Source organism: Lewinella sp. IMCC34191, assembly GCF_003390935.1.
Taxonomy (GTDB): domain Bacteria; phylum Bacteroidota; class Bacteroidia; order Chitinophagales; family Saprospiraceae; genus Neolewinella.
The window spans coordinates 646,687-664,443 of record NZ_QNQZ01000002.1; the positions used below are offsets into that span (position 1 = coordinate 646,687).

A 17,757-nucleotide genomic window follows, 5' to 3' on the forward strand; every position below is an offset into this window, starting at 1 on the left:
CGTCCGCACCCAAGCGTATCTCTTCTAGCGCGCAACGCGGAACCGGTAATCGCCCGGGGTCAGCTCGTACACCGCGTGCCGACCGGTATGCCGCACGAAGCGGACACCCTCGGCCCCGTCGGCCGGCCCCGCTCCCTCCCGTATCCCTTCCGCATCGGCGGCGGGCAGATAAAGGAGGGCGGAGGTATTAGGCGGCACGGTCGTGTTATAGGTCATTCCACCGGCTTCGATCACCCATTCGCTGGCAATCCGCCCGTAGGGGGAATCGTAGTAGCCGCCGGCTTCGCTCAGTTGACCGGTCGGATCCGGCTCGGGACGCAGCACGAAGGTCTTGAAGCCCGGCTCGCCACGCTGGATGCCCAGGGAGTGCGCGATCATCCACTGGCCTACCGCGCCGAAGGAGTAGTGATTGAAGCTGTTCATGCTGTTGTTGTCGCCGAAGCCGTCCTCTTCGGTGTAGGAGTTGAGTCGCTCCCAGATGCTGGTTGCCCCCTGGGTAACCGGATAAAGCCAGGAGGGATACTGCTCGTTCAGCAGCAAATCGTAGGCGACGCCGGTGTAGCCATAATCGCTCAGGGCCTTGCTGATCCAAGCTGTACCGATGAATCCGGTCATGAGGGAATTGGCGGGCTGCACCCCGCCGCCGTCATCCTCATTCCTCCGTCGCACGCTGGCTACCAGTAGGGCGGCGAGGCTATCCGCCGTTTCGCCTTCCACCGCGCCGAGGGCCAGCGGCAGGGCGTAGGACACCTGGGTGTCCACGTAGTTCAGCCGGCCGTTGATCGTCCTGGCCTGCGCTTCCGGTGGCGGGCCGAAGCCCCGTACCACGTAGCCCGAGCGGACGGTTCGGTAGCCGTCCGGTTCCAGGTAAGTGTCCCGGAAGTGCCGCTGTCGGGCCTGGATTTGGGCCGCGTACTCCGCTGATTCCGCCCGTTTCCCCAGGATCTGGGCCACGTCGCGCATGACCTGCAGATCGAAGATGTAGTAGGATTCAAAGAGCAGGGTATTATCGTTCTGGTTGCTTTCCGGACTGAGCCAGTCGCCCAGCACCCCGGCGGTCATCACGCCGGATTCCGGGTCGATGCCCCCGGCCAGGAAGTCCATATAGTCGCGCATGGCCGGGTAATGCTCCCGCAGGACGGCCGTATCCCCGTACTGCTGCCAGGTTTCCCAGGCGACGGTAATGCCCGCGCTGCCCCACAGGATGCCCCCGAATCCATCGGCTGCCGGGGCCACGTCGGCCATGCGGCCATCCGGATACTGGGTCTCCCGCATGGCCAGCAGGTGGCGGCGGAAAAACTGGTCGACCTCGGCCAGGTAGGTAGCGGTCCGCGCGAAAACCGAGATATCGCCCGACCACCCCATCCGCTCGTTGCGCTGCGGACAGTCGGTCGGTATCGAAAGAAAGTTCCCGTACTGCGACCAGACGATGTTTTGGAAGAGGCGGTTCACGTTCGCATTGGAGGTTTCATAGTGTGCGGTAACCTCGTCGATGGAACTCAGCACCAGCCCCTTCACCGCGGCTACGGGCAGGGCTTCCTCGATGCCGGTGATCTCCAGGAAACGGTAGCCGTGGAAGGTGAAGCGGGGCTGAATCAGGTTCTCCCCCGCCTTCGTGATGTAGTGATCGTGGTTGTGCGCCGCCCGCAGGTTCTCCATCATGATCATGCCCACCTTGTCGCCGTAGGCGGGCAAGTCAGGGTAGAGTACCTCGGCGTAGCGCAGCCAGATGTCCCGACCCGCTTCCATCTCCCCCAGGTCCACCCGGGGTACGCCCACCATATTCTGTCCCATATCGTAGACGAAAACGCCGGGGCGGACCTCCTCCACGGATCGGGCGGTTAGTTCCTTCACCACCCGGGCGGGCGGTCCGATCTGCCCGCGCAGACGATAATCCCCGTAGTCGATGGTGCGGCCGTTGTCGTCGCCTATGAAGGCCGTTTCCGCCACGTCAACCACCTGAGCGTCGCTCCACCCCGCGTCTTCGTAGTCAGCTGTCGTCCAGCCGTTAACGACCGTATTAAGGCGGGCATCGTAAACCTCTCCCTGGAAAAAGGAGCCGTAACGCAGAGGGCCGTCGGCGTAGTAGCGCCAGCTTTCGGGGTCGGTGGCGATGACCTGCCGGCTGCCGTCGGCGTATTCGATGACCAGTTTCGCGAGCAGGGACTGCCGGTCCCCGAAAAAATTCCAGTTCAGGCCGGAGAAGGTATAGTTTCCGCTCCACCATCCTTCCCCGAGCCAGGCGCCCAGCGCGTTTTCGCCGCCCGCCGCGATCCGGTCGGTCACGTCGTAGGTCTGGTAGAGGTGGCTCTCGTCGTACTGCGTCAAACCGGGATTGAAGTAGTCCTCCCCCACCCGTTCGCCGTTCAGGATCAACTCGTAGACGCCCCGGGCGGTGACGTAGATCCGGGCCCGCGTAACGTTCGGCTTGGCCGCGAAGGTGGTCCGTAACATCGGCGCGGCGTTCCGGCTGGGGTCGGCTACGGCAAAGGTGCCCTCGCTACCCCCACGGACGAGGATGCCATCATCCCGGAGTTCAATTTTGCCTTCCGTCTCTCGCGCTAGTTGCGCGGCAAAACCGTCCGCTTCCCCCGTCGGCTGCCAGAGCACATTGGAGGGGGCACGGTAGTGCCGCAGCGTCAGGTCGGAAAAAATAGCCTGCTCCCCGGCCGGAACCGCGAAACCGATATCGGCGAGCATGGGGAAGGCGATGTAATCTCCACTCGGGCCATTCGGGTTGATCACCAGACCGCCGCGGCCCCAACCACCGCTATAGTAGTTTTCGGCATCGGTGCCGATCTCCGTACCATTTAGCCGGATCCGGGTAGTACCGAAAACGCTGCTGATCTCGACGCGGTAGGGCCCGTAGAGACTGGATTCCCCCTGCACCGAATCCGGCAGCACGATGGAATAAAGCGGCCGGTCCGCCCGGTCGTCTGGGTGGTAGCCTACGCGGTACACCCTGAAGGTCGGGTGGGGTTCGCTGATGTCCACCTCCAGGCGCACGTAGGCGCTGTCCTTGGGACTCGACAGCCCGTAAATGTTTTTGTACGCGTCGCGCAGCCGGAGGTCGTTGGCCCCGAGGATCAGGGAAGCCCGGGTACTCCCGCTCGCCTCGTCGAGCTGCAGCGAATAGCTCAGCCGGAACACCGACAGGTAATGGGCGTGCAGTACCTGGTCCGCGTCCCCGCCGCCAATCCACTCCGCACCCTCCCAAGCATCCTCGGTGGCGTTGAGCAGACCCGTCTCAAACCAGGAAGTGGCCACGTAGCTGCTGTCGCGCTCGTCGTAGACCGTCACCTCCCAGTCGTAGCGGGTGGTGGGGTCGAGGCGGTCACCGGCGTAGGGGATGCCCAGGGCGGTGCCGCTGTTTACGCGACCGCTGTTCCACACCTCCGTTCCGATTTCGTCGGTGACTATGAGTGCGTAAGCCGTCTGGCGGATGCCGCGTCGGTCGGCGTCCGCCTCCAGCTGCCAACTGAAGCGCGGGGTTTCGACGTCGATCCCGAGGGGGGTGGGCGTGTATTCTACCTCCAGGGCGACGGGTTGCTGAGCCGTTAGACGGGTCCAGGCGGCCAGCATGACGAGGATGAATATCCAAACGAGGATGGACCCCGACCGGCGGTTATCCAGCCCCGGAAAACGATTATTAGTTTGCATAATCCACGGACAAATTCACAAAAACGAGTGCCCCATATTACACTAAACGGGTGGCGCGAGCAAACGAGCGAGGTAATCCGGGAACATCCAAGCGGTTAAAAGCACCTTATCCTGCGCTCCGCCGCAAAAATTTAAACTGATTTAAAACAAATTGTTATAAGTAGACATCTATAAGAAACATCCGCTATGAAAGTCGAAGTAAACGAAAAACCCCGCCTGCAGAACGGTCGCCACGTCGTGACCATAACCAATATCTCTGAAGGCAAAAGCGAGTACAAGGGCATCCCCTTCTTCGCCGCCCGCATGGAAACCGACGAAGGTTTTGTCGAGCAACGCTTCTACGACAGCGAGCCCAGCAAGCCCATCCTGGCAGAGCTGATGCGCGCCGTAGAAATGGACGGTGAAACGCTGGACACGAATAAACTGAAGGGTAAAAAGCTCAGCGTGGAAGTGCACGAGCGCACCTACCCCGATCCCGACACCGGACAGGAAAAGACCATCACCGAGGCCGGACATTTCCAGAAGGTCGGTGAGGCCGATACAGGCGATCAGCCGAAATAGTCAGCCTACCGTCGAATTTCGGCGGTATTTGATCGGAATAGGGCCCGGGATAGTAACTCCCGCGCCCTATTCTTCGTTAGGCCTGCTGTGAAGAATCATTACTGGCTCACCGGCCTGCTACTCGCCCTCTGTTTTACCCTGTCCGCACAGGAAAACGTGACCGTACGCGGTTACGTCCGCGACGCAAGCAACGGCGAAACCCTGATCGGGGCGACCGTGCAGATCAACGGCACGACCAGGGGGACCGTCACCAACGCTTACGGCTTCTACTCCCTCACCGTCGCGCCGGGCGACTTCGAGCTGAAGGCCACCTACCTCGGCTTCGCCGAACAGATCATCCCCGTGTCGCTCTACGGCAACCTGACGCAGGACTTCGCCCTCGAAGAAGCCGGCAGCGTACTGGAAGAAGTGGTGGTGACCGCCACCAGCGAGGACGAGAACGTCAGCAACCTGCAAATGAGCGTGGAGCGGCTCGACATGGGCACCATCGAAAAGCTGCCCAGCCTGCTGGGGGAGGTGGACGTGATCCGCAGCATCCAGTTGCTGCCGGGCGTGTCCACGGTAGGTGAGGGCGCGGCCGGATTCAACGTCCGCGGCGGCAGCATCGACCAAAACCTCGTGATCCTGGACGAGGCACCGGTGTTCAACAGCAGCCACCTTTTCGGCTTTTTCTCGGTTTTCAATCCCGACGCCGTAAAGGGCGTGCAGCTCTATAAGGGCGGCATCCCCGCGCGCTACGGCGGCCGGCTCTCCTCCATCCTGGACGTACGCATGAAGGAGGGCAACAACCAGCAATTCGAGATGCAGGGCGGCATCGGCACCATCTTCAGCCGCCTGAGCGTGGAAGCGCCGCTGGTAAAAGATAAGTCCTCCTTCCTGCTCGCGGGGCGCCGCAGCTACATCGACGTACTGGCCGCCCCCTTCCTGAACGACAACCTCAGCGGTACTCGCCTCAACTTTTACGACCTGACCCTGAAGACGAACTACCGCTTCAGCGACAAGGACCAGGTGTTCCTGTCCGGGTACCTGGGCCGCGACGTGTTCAGTCCGGGCGACGCGGCCGGCTTTAGCTGGGGCAACGCCACCGGTACGCTGCGATGGAACCACCTCTTTTCCGATAAGCTCTTCGCCAACCTGACCGTCTACTACAGCGACTACGACTACGCCATCGACTTCGGCGACGACCCCGACGAGGATGCCTTCAACTGGGACGCGAGCATCGTGAATACCAGCGTCAAGCCGGAATTCTCCTACTTCATCAATCCCGACAACGTCATTCGCTTCGGTGGCCAGGCCATCTACTACCGCTTCGAGCCGGCCAACGCCATCGCCGTGAGTGACGGTGACGAGATCGACATCAGCCTCAGCCGACAATGGGCCCTGGAATCGAGCGTCTTCGTGGAGAATGAGCTCACCCTCTGGGACCGCCTCAAACTGAACTACGGGCTACGGCTCAGCCACTTCGCCTACCTCGGCGGCCGCAACATTTACGAATTCGGGGAGGCCCCGCGGGAAGGGCTGCCCCGCCCCCTCACCGGCATCGTGCCGACGGATCGTAACGAAGTGATCGACGACTGGCTCTACTTCGAGCCCCGGGCGGCAGCTCAGTTTACCCTCAACGAATCCAGCTCACTCAAGGCCAGCTACCAGCGCACGATGCAGTACATCCACCTGCTGAGCAATACGACGGCTTCCATCCCCCTCGACATCTGGACGCCCAGCACCAACAATATCAGCCCCCAGCAGGCCGACCAGTTCGCCCTGGGCTACTTCCGGAACTTTCGCGATAACACGTACGAACTCAGCCTCGAGACCTACTATAAGGACTTCGACAACCTGGTCGACTACATCGACGGCGCCGACCTCATCCTGAATGAACTCGTGGAGGGGCAGATCCTGAGCGGTATCGGCCGGGCCTACGGTACCGAACTGCAATTCAAGAAGAATAAGGGTCGCTTTTCGGGCTGGCTGAGCTACACGCTGGCGCGCTCCGAGCGACTGGTGGACGGCATCAATAATAACGAATGGTACCCCACCCGCTTCGACCAGACCCACAACTTCAACCTGACCGGCTTCTACGAGCTTTCCGACCGGGTAACCCTGAGCGGCACCTTCGTTTACAACACCGGTACCCCCACCACCCTGCCCAACAGCGGCTACTACCAGCTGGGCTACTACATCCCGAATAACGCCGGCAACGCCCGCAACAACTTCCGCATCCCCGATTACCACCGCCTCGACGTGAGCCTCACCCTCGACCCTAAGAAGGAAAAGAGCGAGCGGCGCTGGAAGGGGCAGTGGGTCTTTGGCGTTTATAACCTCTACGCCCGCCGCAATCCCTTCACCATCTACGCCGACCAGATCGACGGCCGCACCCTGCCCGGGGAGGCGATCAGTACGGAGGCGATCAAGCTTTCCGTGGTGGGCAGCATCATCCCATCCGTGTCCTACAATTTCACCTTCCAATGATGCGCTACCTAAGCCTCCTCATCGCGGCACTTGCTCTCTACAACTGCGAGGATACCGTCACGCTGGAAACCGACTTCGAGGAACCGCAGCTGGTCGTCGACGCCTGGCTCACCAACCGCGCCGAAACCCAGACGATCCGGCTCACCGAATCCCAGGACTACTACGCCAACCGCCTGCCGACGCCCGTCGAAGAGGCGGCTATCCGGGTTTGTATCCGTGACTCGACGGAAACCTGTTATCCGTTTACCTACCAAGGCGACGGCAACTACGTGTGGCAGCCCGGGCCGGGAGACTCGCTGGGGGCCGTCGGTACGGAACTCTTCCTGATTATTAACCGTCAGGAAGATAATTACGCCAGCCAGACCACGATTCGCCGGGTACCCGCCATCGACAGCATCGCCGTCAACCCCGAGGAGGAACAGATCGGAATCGATGAAGGGCTGTACGCTCAGCTCTACGCCCGCGACTTCGTCGGCGTCGGCGATGCTTACCTTATCCGCACCACCATTAACGACACCCTGCTCAACCGGCCCCGCGAACTTTCGCTGGTCTACGACGCCACCTTCGACGCCGGCAGCGGCACGGACGGGATCGTCTTCATCGCGCCCATCCGCTTCAGCATCAACAAGACCGACGAAGACGGCGCGCCGCAGCCCCTCGTGGGCGGCGACCGCATAAATGTCGACCTGTGGTCGCTCAGTCCCGAGGCCTTTTTCTTCCTGGGTATCGCCCGCGACCAGATCCAGAACGGGGACAACGGCATCTTCCAAATCCCGATCGCGAATGCGCCCGGCAACGTGCTGGCCGTCGACGGCGAACAGACCGTTCTTGGGATATTCAACGTGGCGGCGGTGAGTCGGGCCGCCCGCGTAGTGGAGTGATAATCCACCGGAAACTTGCGCGTTCCGTGACCCAATCCGTAAATTGACGTCTCACCCGGGCGCCGTTCCTTTGCGGCTACCCGAAGCATGAAACCCGAATGCTCACCGAAGCGCCCTTTACCGGTTGCACACCGGCCATGGAAGACATGGACATCGTACTGGCTTACCGCAAGCACCAGCACGCTACCTGCTTTCAGCTGCTGTACGACCGCTACGCCGGTAAAGTGTACAGTAAGGCCGTAACCATGCTGCACAAGGAGAGCGAAGCGGAAGACGCTACCCAGGAGATCTTCACGAAGATCTTCCTCAGCCTGGGCAAATTCGAGGGGCAGGCCAAGTTTTCCACCTGGGTGTACTCGATCACGTACAATCTCTGCATCGACAAGATCCGGCGCACCAAGCGTAGCCGGGAGCTCTTCGCTACGGAACTGGAAGATCCACCCGACAAGATCGAGGAGGTGCCCGACGAAGCCCTCATGACCATGCAGATCAGCGAATTGCGGTATGTGCTGAGTAAGCTCACCGAAGCGGAGCGTACTCTCCTGCTCATGAAATACAAAGACGGGGTCAAGATCAAAACCATCGCCAGCCTGCTCGGCAAGACCGAATCGGCGGTAAAAATGCAATTGAAGCGGATAAAGGAAAAGGCCAAGCGGATACACGACCTCCAGTTCGCACCTACAATCTAAGCCCCCATGAATAACTTCCTGGCACTGCGGGATGAAGACCTGGCCGCCTTCACGGGTGAGCGTCAGGCGACCGTGCGCAAGCGGGTGGAACGGGAATTGCGGACGGCCGAGCTCATCGCCAGCGTCGTCGAACTATTCGGCCCCGTCCTGGCCGATACCCTCAACGTCATGGGCGGCGGGGACCCCATTCTGGAACTCGACGACGACGATCCATTCGGCGAAGAACCATCCGGGCCCGGCATGAACCCCGACATTATCCGTTAATTAGCCCTATGGATTCCGTGCTCGAGATACTCCGCCTCCAGGCTTACCAACTGCTCACCGTCATTCCGGCCCTGATCAAGGCGGCCGTCATCTTCCTGGTCGGCTACGTCATCGCCAAGGGGCTGTACCAGATCATCCGTCGCCTCATCGCCGCCTCCGGCCTGGACCGCCTCACGGAACGCATGCTGCAGATCGACCTGTTCCGCAATGCGAACATCAACGTATTACCCAGCCGGATCCTTGCGGCCACCGTGTACTACTTCATCCTGATCGTGTTTACCATGGCCGCCGTCGAGGCGCTCGGTATGGATATGCTTTCGGTCATGATGGCCGACCTGGTAGCCTACCTGCCCAACGCCATCCTAGCCTTCCTCATCCTGATCGGGGGCATCTTCCTGGCCGACTTCATCAAGCGGCTGGTGCAGACGACCTGCCGGTCACTCGGCATCCCCTCCGGCAACCTGATCGCCAACGCGGTTTTCTACTTCATCCTGCTCAACATCATCCTGATCGCCCTGAGCCAGGCCCAGTTGCAGACGGAGTTCATGGAGACGAACATCAGCATCATCCTTGCCGGCATCGCGGGGGCCTTCGCCATTGGCTACGGCATGGCTTCCCGCCACATCATGGGCAATATTCTGGCCAGCTTCTATAACCGTAACCAGATCCGCGTGGGCGACGAGGTCAGCATCGACGGGAAGCGCGGCGAGGTAATCCAGCTCAACAGCGTCAGCATCACGCTGCGGTCGGAGGAGTCCGAATTCACCGTCCCCTTCAGCAAACTCAGCAGTGACGGCTTCGAGATGCACAGCCGTCGCGACCAGGGGCCTTCCCTGCCCCCCCACTTGGGTGAATAAGTTACTTTTGCCGCCTCTTGCCGTCAGATAGGCATCCCCCCATTATCGTTTCAACTTAGCTGACATGAAGCATTTGCTACTCGTCTCTCTCCTACTCCTATTTTCAGTTGGCCTTTCCGCGCAGGACGCGGAAGAGGAAATTCCCGAAGGATGGCGGCGGGGCGCAGGTATAGGCCTTGATCTGACCCAGTTGCTGCAGATCAATCCGAAGCAAGGCGCCGGGCAAAACCGTCTCGGAATCGGTACCGCCATCAACGGATTCGCCAAGTATAAGCGCGATCGCCGCACCTGGGACAACACCCTCTTGTGGCAGTTCGGCCTGCAGCGCCTCGGTGCGGGCGTCGTTGCCCAGGGTTCCGACGAGAAGATCCCCTTCCAGAAAAACATCGACGAGCTGCGGGTCGGCAGTAAGTACGGCTACCAGATCCGCGAGGGCGGCGAGCTGTACTGGTCGGCTAACTTCACTTTCCTGAGTCAGTTGCTCCCGACCTACCAGTTTCCCGATCTCTACTCCGGCAACTTCGTTTCCGACTGGCTGGATACCGGGCGCAGCCCATTGTCCAAGCTGTTCGCTCCGGCCACGACGACCTTCTCGATCGGTATCGACTACCAGCCTACCCCGGCCCTGTCGCTCTTCTTCTCCCCCATCAGTTCCAAGTTCATCATCGTCGCCAGCGACAGTATTGCCGCCCGCGGCGTACACGGCAACCAGGTAAGCGGGGAACCGAATTCCGTCGGCATCTACCCCGAATACGAAAAGATCGACGCCCAACTGGGTGCCCTGGCGCAGGCCAAGTACGAGACCAGGTTCCTGACCGACGACCGGGCCACCTTCAGTTCCAGCCTCGGTTTGTATACCAACTACCTGCGTAACCCGAAGAACGTCGACGTGGACTGGCAAAACGGGCTGGCCTTCGCCTTCACCGAAAACCTGCACCTGTCGCTTTTCGTCAACCTGTTCTACGACGATGATATCCGGGTACAGATCACTGACTATAATGCACCCAACGGTACGGCGGGACTCGGTAGACGCATCAGCGTCACCCAGCAACTGCTGATCACCTACGCCCGCACTTTCTAGGATCGGTGTCGGAGCGCTTCCATCCGAAATACGCGGATCCGCTGCTCGGCCGGGCGCGGGACTGTACCGTCTGCGCCGAGCACTTGCCGTTGGGGCCGAACCCGATTTTCCGCGTCCACCCCGAATGCCGCATCGCGTTGATCAGCCAGGCACCCGGTCGGTTGGCCCACCAATCGAGTGTCGCCTGGGACGATCCCAGCGGCAGGAGGCTGCGAGACTGGCTGGGTGTCAGCGAAACGGAGTTTTACGATTCCACGACCTTCGCCGTTCTGCCCATCGGGCTCTGTTACCCCGGGAAGGGGAAAGGTGGAGATTTGCCGCCCCGGCCGGAATGCGCCCCCCTTTGGCAGGAGCCGCTGCTCGCCATGATGCCGAAGCTGGAACTCAAGATTTTGATCGGGGCTTACGCCCAGGCGCACTACCTCGGCGCGCGGCGGGGAAAGAATTTGACGGCCACCGTACGCGACTACACCGCTTACCTGCCGGAATACTTTCCGATCCCCCACCCCAGTCCGCGCAACGGCATCTACCTGCGCCGGAACCCCTGGTTTGAGGAAGCCAACATCCCCCACCTGCAGCAATTGGTAGCGGGCATTCTGGCCGGTGGCGGCTAGATCGTCCCCAGTCCGCCGTCCATCCCGATCACCTGGCCCGTCACGAAGGCGGCCCGCTTGGACAGCAGGAAGGCGGCCATGGCGGCAATATCCTCGGGCGCCCCGACCTGTTGGAGCGGATGCCGCTTAGCACTGGCTTCCCGCTTGTCATCCGTAGCCAGCAGCTTCTCCGCGAGGGGCGTATCGGTAAGTGACGGGGCGATGGCGTTCACGCGGACAGCGGGGACGTACTCGGCCGCCAGGCTGCGGGTGAGTCCTTCCACGGCTCCCTTGGCGGCGGCGACCGCTGCATGAAACGGCATACCGCGCTGTACGGCTACGGTGGAAAAGAGGACGACGGAGGCATTCGTCCCCCGCTTCAGGGGCCGCTCCGCCGCCTGCAGGCAACGGACGGCGCCGACCACATTCAGCTCGAAGGATTGACGGAAGGCCTCCGGTTTGAGACTCCGAAAAGATTTGAGGTCGATGTTGCCGGGGCAGTATACCAGGCCGTCGAGGGCATCTGGCAAACCGGTACTCCAATCCTGGTCGTCCGCCGTGACATCGACGGAGGTGAAGGAGACGGAAGCGGGCAGGTCGCGCTGCTGCCGGGCCCATACGTGCACGGTATGCTGTTGGTCGAGGAGTTGGTCGACCAGCGCACGGCCGATGCCGGAGCTGCCGCCCACGATGAGGTATGTGGCCATAACGGGAGGGATTAAACGTAAGCGACCCGACCGGCTGTGCCGATCGGGTCGCGGGATTTCAGGGTCGTAAGACTAAACCGGCTGGCTTAGTTTACCGACTCGCTGAGTTTCTTACCGGGCTTGAACTTAACGACGTTCTTAGCCGCGATCTGAATGGTCTCATTGGTGCGGGGATTGCGTCCTTCACGAGCGGGGCGGTGATTGGTCGAAAAGGTACCAAAACCTACCAGGCTCACGCTGTCGTCGCTCTTCAGGGCGTCTTCGATGCTTGCGAGGGTGGCACTCAGGGCGCTTTCAGCTTGGTCTTTCGTCAGACCGCTCTTTTCGGCGATGGACGATACGAGTTCTCCTTTGTTCATTATTGAATAATTTGGATTGTTAAAATGCGGCGGTAGAAAATTACCGCCTGGTTATGGTTACGTTAGGTTTTCGGATGGTGCGCGGGGCATCTCTCCGATTTCGCCTAAGTTAGCCCTACAAACGTATGAAAAAGCTCAGTGTTTATCCCGTTTTCCTTATTTTACTAGGGTTTGCGCTGCTCTTTTCCACCGGCTGCGCCCGCAAATCGGGTTGCGCGGCAATCATGAAGACCACCAAAGTGCCCAAGAAGAAAGCCGGCGGTAGCCGTGACCTCTTCGGCAACCGGATGTAGCAATCTGTCCGTCCGTCTACAATTCCCGCAGCTGTTCGGAGCGCGACAGGTTCAGCGGGTGAACCTCCGCCACGTCGCCCGCCCGCCGCACTTCCCGGATCTTATAGGGTCGTTTCTGCTGGCTCTCGTAGTAGGTACGCATCAGGACTTCCACGATGATCCCTACCGTAACTAGCTGAACGCCAGTCAGCACCAATAAGGCGCCCAGGATCAGCAGGGGCTTGCCCCAGATGTCCTGTCCGGCAATTTTCAGGATGAGCAGGTATAGGTTGATGAGTGCACCGCCGGCAAAAATGGCCAGCCCCACCTGACCGAAGAGGTGCATGGGGCGCTGCAGGTACTTCTTCAAAAACAGCATCAGGATCAGGTCACTCACGACCCGAAAGGTGCGCCCGAGCCCGTACTTGCTCTGCCCGTGTTGCCGCGCGTGGTGGCGCACCGGGATCTGGGTGATACGGGCACCCTCCAGGCTGGCCAGCACCGAAATAAATCGGTGGAGTTCCCCGTAAATGCCCAGATCCCGCGCGATTTGGGCGCGAAAGACCTTCAGCGCGCAGCCGTAATCCCGCAGGTGGACGCCGCTCAGGTTGCGAATGATCCAGTTGGCGATCTTGCTCGGGACCTTCCGCAGCAGTGCCCCGTCCTGGCGATTGATGCGCTCGCCTACGACCAGGTCCCAGTCCTTATCGCGTACCAGTTCCAGCATGGCGGGAATATCCGCCGGGTCGTTTTGCAGGTCGCCGTCCATCGTGGCGATGTAGGTGCCGCGGGCCATATCGATACCGGCCATCAGGGCCAGGCTCTGTCCGTAGTTCTTGCGTAACTCCACCACGACGAGGCGGGGATCGTCCAGCGATTTCAGCAGCGCGACCGAGCCGTCGGTGCTGCCGTCGTCCACGTAGACGATTTCATACGTCATCCCCTCCAGGGCCGCATGGATGCGTTTGATGAGCGGGCGGATGTTGTCCACCTCATTCAGGATAGTTACGATGACCGATAATTCCACGGGGCAAATATACACCGGCTAACGCCCGATGGGCACGCCGCTGCCCATACCGTCGCGCAGGTCCTCGTCCTCGTCGGTCGGCGGCGCCTCCGCTTCGCGCAGATAGCCGGCCGGGTAGTAGGTCCGCAGGTGTCGGAGGTAGAGTGAATCCCGCGCCTCGATTTCCAAATCCGGATACTGGATCGGACTACCGATGTACCATTTGCGGGGGTTGTAATCCCCGTACTCGCGGCGGATGATCTCCCCACGCGCGTGGGTGAGGTACCAGCCGGTGGCGGGCTCGATCAGGCTGAAGCGGTAAATCCCCAGCCCCTCCTCTCCGGCTCCGGCCACTACGCGCTCCGCCGTTTCCCGTACGGCGATCCCCCGCTCGTCGCCCGCGGCCCGGGGTGGAAGGACAAACCAATTGAAACCAATTCGCAGGACCAACAGAAACAGACAGAACAGGATCTGGAAGTCGCGTTCCCGGCGCCAGCCCAACCAGGTGACGGCACCCGCCGCCAGGGCCAGGCCGATACTCTTGCCCCAGGGGGCGGTGACGATCGCCGTATCCGGCACCAGCGGCACGAAGGGAATGCCTACGCTTACCAGGGTCATGACCGCCAGCAAGCACAGCCGCAGGTAGCGGTAGACCGGGCTGCGGTCACGCGCATGCAGGTGGTGCAGCCAGAGCAAACTGCCGAAAAGCAGGGGAAACAACATCAGCAGGTAGCGGGGATACACGTTCGGCGACAGCCAGTACACCGGAATATTGACGAGAAAGGCTACCAGGCAAAAGGCGGCGAAATCATTCGTTTTCAGCAGGGCCCAGCTTCCCCGCCGCAGCAAGTAAACAAGTAAAAGGGTCCACGGCAGGAAGTGGTAGCTCATTTCCAGCGGAAAGGCGAAGACGTGGCCGACGGTTTCCCAGAGCCCCTGCGCTACGGCGGTGCGTTTGCTGCTCTCCACGAAAAGGCGGCGGGCCACCTTCTCGAGGTCGATGGCTTCGGAATAGGGGATGTAGTATAGCGCCAGCAGAGCCAGGCAGCCCAGGCCGGTCAGCAGGTGGGCTGGCCGGAAGAGTTGCTTCCACGACCTCGTACAACCTAGGATCGCGAAAATACTCAGGCCCTGGAAGACGATCGCCGGTAAGCCCTTGAGCATGAAGGTGGCCGCCGTAAGCAGATAGGTCCACCCGAAGGCCTCCCACCAGCGGCCGCGGCTACCGAAGTAGTACAGCAGCATGATCTGGGTGTACACCAACCAGCTGAAACAGACATCGATCAGCGCGAGCATACTGTCCCAGAAGAGCATCCGGCCGCAGGTGACGACCGACAGGGCGTGGATGAAGGCCAGGTACCCACCAAAGTGCCGCCTGCTAAATAAGTAGGTCGTGACCCCGAAACAAAGGAGGCTGAGGACTGTGGGCAAGCGGGCCGCCCACTCGGAGGCCTCACCGTGCAGGGCGAAGCTGACGGAGAGGATCCAGTTCCACAGGGGCGGTTTATTCAGGTAAGCGTCGCCGTGCATGGTAGGCACCAGGTAGTTGCCCGTCCACAGCATCTCCTGCGCCACCAAGGACCGAATGCCCTCATCGTCGATGAAGATCATGAGCCCCAGATTGATCAGCAGGGCGGGAAACAGCAGCAGGACTGCGGCGATGATGAACCACTTACGCACCGGCGCGAAGATAGGTCGCTCCGTTTCGGCCGGCCGGGAAGCGAGTGGAAGGAACATTCCTGATTGCTACCGGATCGTCCGGCGCGTAAACGGCCAGGTAAGAGCTAGCTTGCGTACTACCTTACCCGGTGCAGGACGGTGCGCAGGAAAAATTTTGGTCGGGCAGTTGCGCTTCCCGCCAGAAAATACGGGCCGCCCCGGCCGCGTTATTTGGCTGCGGTGCTGCTGTACGGTACGCTGCTTGAGGGCGAAGATCGACGCCCGATGCAACGATTCCTACCCTTCCGCAGACATTATTAACAGGATAAATTAGCGAGTAAGCGGATACCATTTCGTCAATGGGGTACACGGGGCAGGCCGCTCCGTCACCGTAAGGTCAGCCGCCATTAATGTGATGTTAAACAGCCTGCTTCCGTACGGGCGGCTGAACTACGGAGTGCCGCCGAACATTAATATCTTAACTCCGCGGGCGCCGAACAATCCTGGGGACCGAACCGGAGTTTCAAAAAGAAAATATATGAAGTCGAGAGGATCATTGCTTTTTTCCGCTCTCCTGTTAGTTTTTGCGTTGATTGCCGCCGTTCACCCCATGGACAAGTTGGCTACGCCTCCCGGAGACGCGCCGTCCGTGATCATGCGGACCATGCTGGCCAATCTGGAGAACTACCACTACCAGCCGGTAGCCATCGACGATGAGTTCTCGGAGCGCGTATACGATCAGTATCTGAACGATGTGGACGGAGCGCGTCTCTTCTTTACCCAGGAAGACATCGACGCCTTCAGTAAGTACCGCACGGAGATCGACGACCAAAGCAAGGCCGGTGAGCTCACCTTCTACGATTTGGTCCAGGAGCGGTGGATGGCCTCCCTCGACAAAACCGAAGCCTGGTACGAAGAAATTCTCTCCGAACCCTTCGACCTGCAAACCGCAGGCGAGTTCCGCGACCTCGACGAAGATTCCGGCTGGGTAGCCAACGATGCCGAGCTGAAGCAGTACTGGTACGATTACACCAAGCGTGACCTCGTCGCCCAGATCGTCAATAAGCAGGAAGAGATCGAGCTGGACACGACGGGTACCGACTTCCCGAGCCTCGACTCCCTCGAAGTCGAATACCGCGGCAAGATCCTCGACCGCTACGAAGACTGGTTCAAGCGCATGCGGGAAATGAAGCCCAGCATCAAGCAGGGGCAGTTCTTCAATGCCATGACCGCCGTCTTCGACCCCCACACCAGCTACTTCCGCCCCAAGGACAAGGAATCCTTCGACATCCGCTTCAGCGGTCGCCTGGAGGGTATCGGCGCCACGCTACAGACCAACGACGAATACACCAAGGTCACGTCGATCGTGGTCGGTGGCCCCGCCTGGAAGGGCAAGGAACTGCAGGAGGACGACATCATCATGGGTGTCCGCCAGGAAGAGGGCGACCTGGTCGACATCAAAGGGATGATCCTGGAAGACGTGGTCGATAAGATCCGCGGCAAGAAGGGAACCATGGTCTACCTGAAGGTCAAGAAGCCGGACGGCACCATCCAGAACATCGCCATCGAGCGCGACGTGATCATCATCGACGAAACCTACGCCAAGTCGCTCATCATCGACGACGAGGAAACCGGCGACAAGGTGGGCTACATCCTGCTGCCCAGCTTTTACGCCGACTTCCAGAATGACGACGGCCGCTTCAGCGCCAAGGACATCGATGCCGAACTCGACAAAATGAAGGAACAGAACGTAGACGGTATCGTCCTCGACCTGCGCAACAACGGCGGCGGATCGCTCCGAGACGTGGTCGACATGACCGGCTTCTTCATCCCCGAAGGCCCGGTCGTGCAGGTAGCCGACCGCGACAATAAGCCGGAAATTCTTCGGGACAAGGATCGCCGCGTCCAGTATGACGGCCCGCTGGTCGTGCTCGTCAATGAGTACAGCGCCAGTGCCAGCGAAATCCTGGCCGCCGCGCTACAGGACTACGGTCGCGCCGTCATCGTAGGCAGCAATTCCACCTTCGGTAAGGGAACGGTGCAGCGCTTCATCGATATGGACCGCACCATCAACGGCTTCGACGACGTCAAGCCCCTGGGGACCGTGAAGCTGACCATGCAGAAGTTCTACCGCATCAACGGTGGCTCTACCCAGCTCCGTGGCGTCGTCCCCGACATCGTCCTCCCCAACAGCCGCTCTCTCCTGGAAACCGGTGAGAAAGAGCAGACCGCTCCCCTGGCCTGGTCCGAGATCGAGCCCGCCAAATACAAGCAGGATGTCTACCGCATCCGCCACATGGATGACCTAAAGGAGCGCAGCGCCGTTCGCATCGCCGACAGCCCCACCTTCGAGCGCATCGCCGAAAACGCCAAGCGCATCAAGCGGCAGCGCGACCGGGATACCTATCCCCTCGCCCTGGAAGACTACGCCGAGCTACAGCGGACCGCCCGCGAGGAAGCTGAGGCCTACGACGATCTTTTCGACGCCGTCGTCAACCCCGGCGTATCCAACCTGGTCGCCGACCTGGATCCCATCCTCGCCGACGAAAGCAAGACCGCCCGCAACAACGATTTCAAGCAGAACGTGAGCAAGGACGTCTATATCCGCGAGGCGGTGAATATCGTCCATGACATGCTCGAGCTGGAAGCCGGGCCGAAGGTGGGTTACCGGGAATAGGTTTTTCAGTAGGTAGTACGGT

Annotated in this window: 15 protein-coding genes; 10 read left to right on the plus strand and 5 right to left on the minus strand. The window is 60.6% G+C overall.

Features of this window, described 5'->3' with window-relative positions; genetic code table 11:
* Positions 1–24 precede the first annotated feature (24 nt).
* On the minus strand, positions 25–3,660 hold the full coding sequence (locus tag DRW39_RS07135; protein WP_116106320.1) for a family 78 glycoside hydrolase catalytic domain: 3,636 nt from the start codon (positions 3,658–3,660) through the stop codon (positions 25–27).
* 186 nt (positions 3,661–3,846) lie between these two features.
* On the opposite strand from DRW39_RS07135, the gene DRW39_RS07140 reads away from it, so the two are divergent.
* The 8 genes from DRW39_RS07140 to DRW39_RS07175 all read left to right on the plus strand — a co-directional run bounded on the left by DRW39_RS07140 (position 3,847) and on the right by DRW39_RS07175 (position 11,076).
* Positions 3,847–4,221, plus strand: a complete 375-nt coding sequence (locus tag DRW39_RS07140) for a hypothetical protein (protein WP_116106321.1) — start codon at positions 3,847–3,849, stop codon at positions 4,219–4,221.
* 87 nt (positions 4,222–4,308) lie between these two features.
* Entirely contained in the window at positions 4,309–6,690 is a 2,382-nt protein-coding gene (locus tag DRW39_RS07145) for a TonB-dependent receptor (RefSeq protein WP_116106322.1), read from the plus strand.
* Positions 6,687–7,571 (plus strand): DUF4249 family protein, encoded by an 885-nt coding sequence (locus DRW39_RS07150; protein WP_116106323.1) that lies wholly within the window; start codon positions 6,687–6,689, stop codon positions 7,569–7,571. Before DRW39_RS07145 ends, DRW39_RS07150 begins: the two co-directional genes overlap by 4 nt.
* 98 nt (positions 7,572–7,669) lie before the next feature.
* Entirely contained in the window at positions 7,670–8,260 is a 591-nt protein-coding gene (locus tag DRW39_RS07155) for an RNA polymerase sigma factor (RefSeq protein WP_232830086.1), read from the plus strand.
* A gap of 6 nt (positions 8,261–8,266) precedes the next feature.
* Positions 8,267–8,524 (plus strand): hypothetical protein, encoded by a 258-nt coding sequence (locus DRW39_RS07160; protein WP_116106324.1) that lies wholly within the window; start codon positions 8,267–8,269, stop codon positions 8,522–8,524.
* An 8-nt stretch (positions 8,525–8,532) separates the two neighbouring features.
* Complete coding sequence (locus DRW39_RS07165; RefSeq protein WP_116106325.1) at positions 8,533–9,381, plus strand: mechanosensitive ion channel family protein; 849 nt, start codon at positions 8,533–8,535, stop codon at positions 9,379–9,381.
* A gap of 64 nt (positions 9,382–9,445) precedes the next feature.
* Entirely contained in the window at positions 9,446–10,462 is a 1,017-nt protein-coding gene (locus tag DRW39_RS07170; RefSeq protein WP_116106326.1) for a DUF3078 domain-containing protein, read from the plus strand.
* Between the two features lie 5 nt (positions 10,463–10,467).
* A complete protein-coding gene (locus DRW39_RS07175) occupies positions 10,468–11,076 on the plus strand; it encodes a uracil-DNA glycosylase family protein (RefSeq protein ID WP_232830087.1) in 609 nt (202 codons plus the stop codon).
* Here the strand turns inward: DRW39_RS07175 and DRW39_RS07180 are convergent.
* Complete coding sequence (locus tag DRW39_RS07180) at positions 11,073–11,762, minus strand: SDR family NAD(P)-dependent oxidoreductase (protein WP_116106327.1); 690 nt, start codon at positions 11,760–11,762, stop codon at positions 11,073–11,075. The genes DRW39_RS07175 and DRW39_RS07180 overlap by 4 nt on opposite strands.
* A gap of 86 nt (positions 11,763–11,848) precedes the next feature.
* Positions 11,849–12,121 (minus strand): HU family DNA-binding protein, encoded by a 273-nt coding sequence (locus DRW39_RS07185; protein WP_116106328.1) that lies wholly within the window; start codon positions 12,119–12,121, stop codon positions 11,849–11,851.
* Positions 12,122–12,246: 125 nt separating this feature from the next.
* On the opposite strand from DRW39_RS07185, the gene DRW39_RS22200 reads away from it, so the two are divergent.
* The gene (locus DRW39_RS22200) at positions 12,247–12,414 is read left to right on the plus strand and encodes a hypothetical protein (RefSeq protein ID WP_157975981.1); all 168 of its coding nucleotides are present in this window, start codon (positions 12,247–12,249) and stop codon (positions 12,412–12,414) included.
* A 16-nt stretch (positions 12,415–12,430) separates the two neighbouring features.
* On the opposite strand, the gene DRW39_RS07190 is transcribed toward DRW39_RS22200, so the two are convergent.
* Together DRW39_RS07190 and DRW39_RS07195 are read right to left on the minus strand one after the other, a co-directional pair.
* Positions 12,431–13,429 (minus strand): glycosyltransferase family 2 protein, encoded by a 999-nt coding sequence (locus DRW39_RS07190; protein ID WP_410503594.1) that lies wholly within the window; start codon positions 13,427–13,429, stop codon positions 12,431–12,433.
* Between the two features lie 9 nt (positions 13,430–13,438).
* Positions 13,439–15,136, minus strand: coding sequence for an ArnT family glycosyltransferase (locus DRW39_RS07195; RefSeq protein ID WP_116106330.1), 1,698 nt, complete (start codon positions 15,134–15,136; stop codon positions 13,439–13,441).
* 460 nt (positions 15,137–15,596) lie between these two features.
* On the opposite strand from DRW39_RS07195, the gene DRW39_RS07200 reads away from it, so the two are divergent.
* The gene (locus DRW39_RS07200) at positions 15,597–17,735 is read left to right on the plus strand and encodes a carboxy terminal-processing peptidase (RefSeq protein ID WP_116106331.1); all 2,139 of its coding nucleotides are present in this window, start codon (positions 15,597–15,599) and stop codon (positions 17,733–17,735) included.
* The last annotated feature ends 22 nt before the right edge of the window (positions 17,736–17,757 follow it).

What these genes read in the sequence shown, in the direction of transcription:
- DRW39_RS07180 (WP_116106327.1), bottom strand. Translation starts at nt 11,762, where the DNA reads ATGGCCACATACCTCATCGTGGGCGGCAGCTCCGGCATCGGCCGTGCG.
- DRW39_RS07140 (WP_116106321.1), top strand. Translation starts at nt 3,847, where the DNA reads ATGAAAGTCGAAGTAAACGAAAAACCCCGCCTGCAGAACGGTCGCCAC.
- DRW39_RS07185 (WP_116106328.1), bottom strand. Translation starts at nt 12,121, where the DNA reads ATGAACAAAGGAGAACTCGTATCGTCCATCGCCGAAAAGAGCGGTCTG.
- DRW39_RS07165 (WP_116106325.1), top strand. Translation starts at nt 8,533, where the DNA reads ATGGATTCCGTGCTCGAGATACTCCGCCTCCAGGCTTACCAACTGCTC.
- DRW39_RS07200 (WP_116106331.1), top strand. Translation starts at nt 15,597, where the DNA reads ATGAAGTCGAGAGGATCATTGCTTTTTTCCGCTCTCCTGTTAGTTTTT.
- DRW39_RS22200 (WP_157975981.1), top strand. Translation starts at nt 12,247, where the DNA reads ATGAAAAAGCTCAGTGTTTATCCCGTTTTCCTTATTTTACTAGGGTTT.
- DRW39_RS07160 (WP_116106324.1), top strand. Translation starts at nt 8,267, where the DNA reads ATGAATAACTTCCTGGCACTGCGGGATGAAGACCTGGCCGCCTTCACG.
- DRW39_RS07155 (WP_232830086.1), top strand. Translation starts at nt 7,670, where the DNA reads ATGCTCACCGAAGCGCCCTTTACCGGTTGCACACCGGCCATGGAAGAC.
- DRW39_RS07135 (WP_116106320.1), bottom strand. Translation starts at nt 3,660, where the DNA reads ATGCAAACTAATAATCGTTTTCCGGGGCTGGATAACCGCCGGTCGGGG.
- DRW39_RS07195 (WP_116106330.1), bottom strand. Translation starts at nt 15,136, where the DNA reads ATGTTCCTTCCACTCGCTTCCCGGCCGGCCGAAACGGAGCGACCTATC.
- DRW39_RS07170 (WP_116106326.1), top strand. Translation starts at nt 9,446, where the DNA reads ATGAAGCATTTGCTACTCGTCTCTCTCCTACTCCTATTTTCAGTTGGC.
- DRW39_RS07150 (WP_116106323.1), top strand. Translation starts at nt 6,687, where the DNA reads ATGATGCGCTACCTAAGCCTCCTCATCGCGGCACTTGCTCTCTACAAC.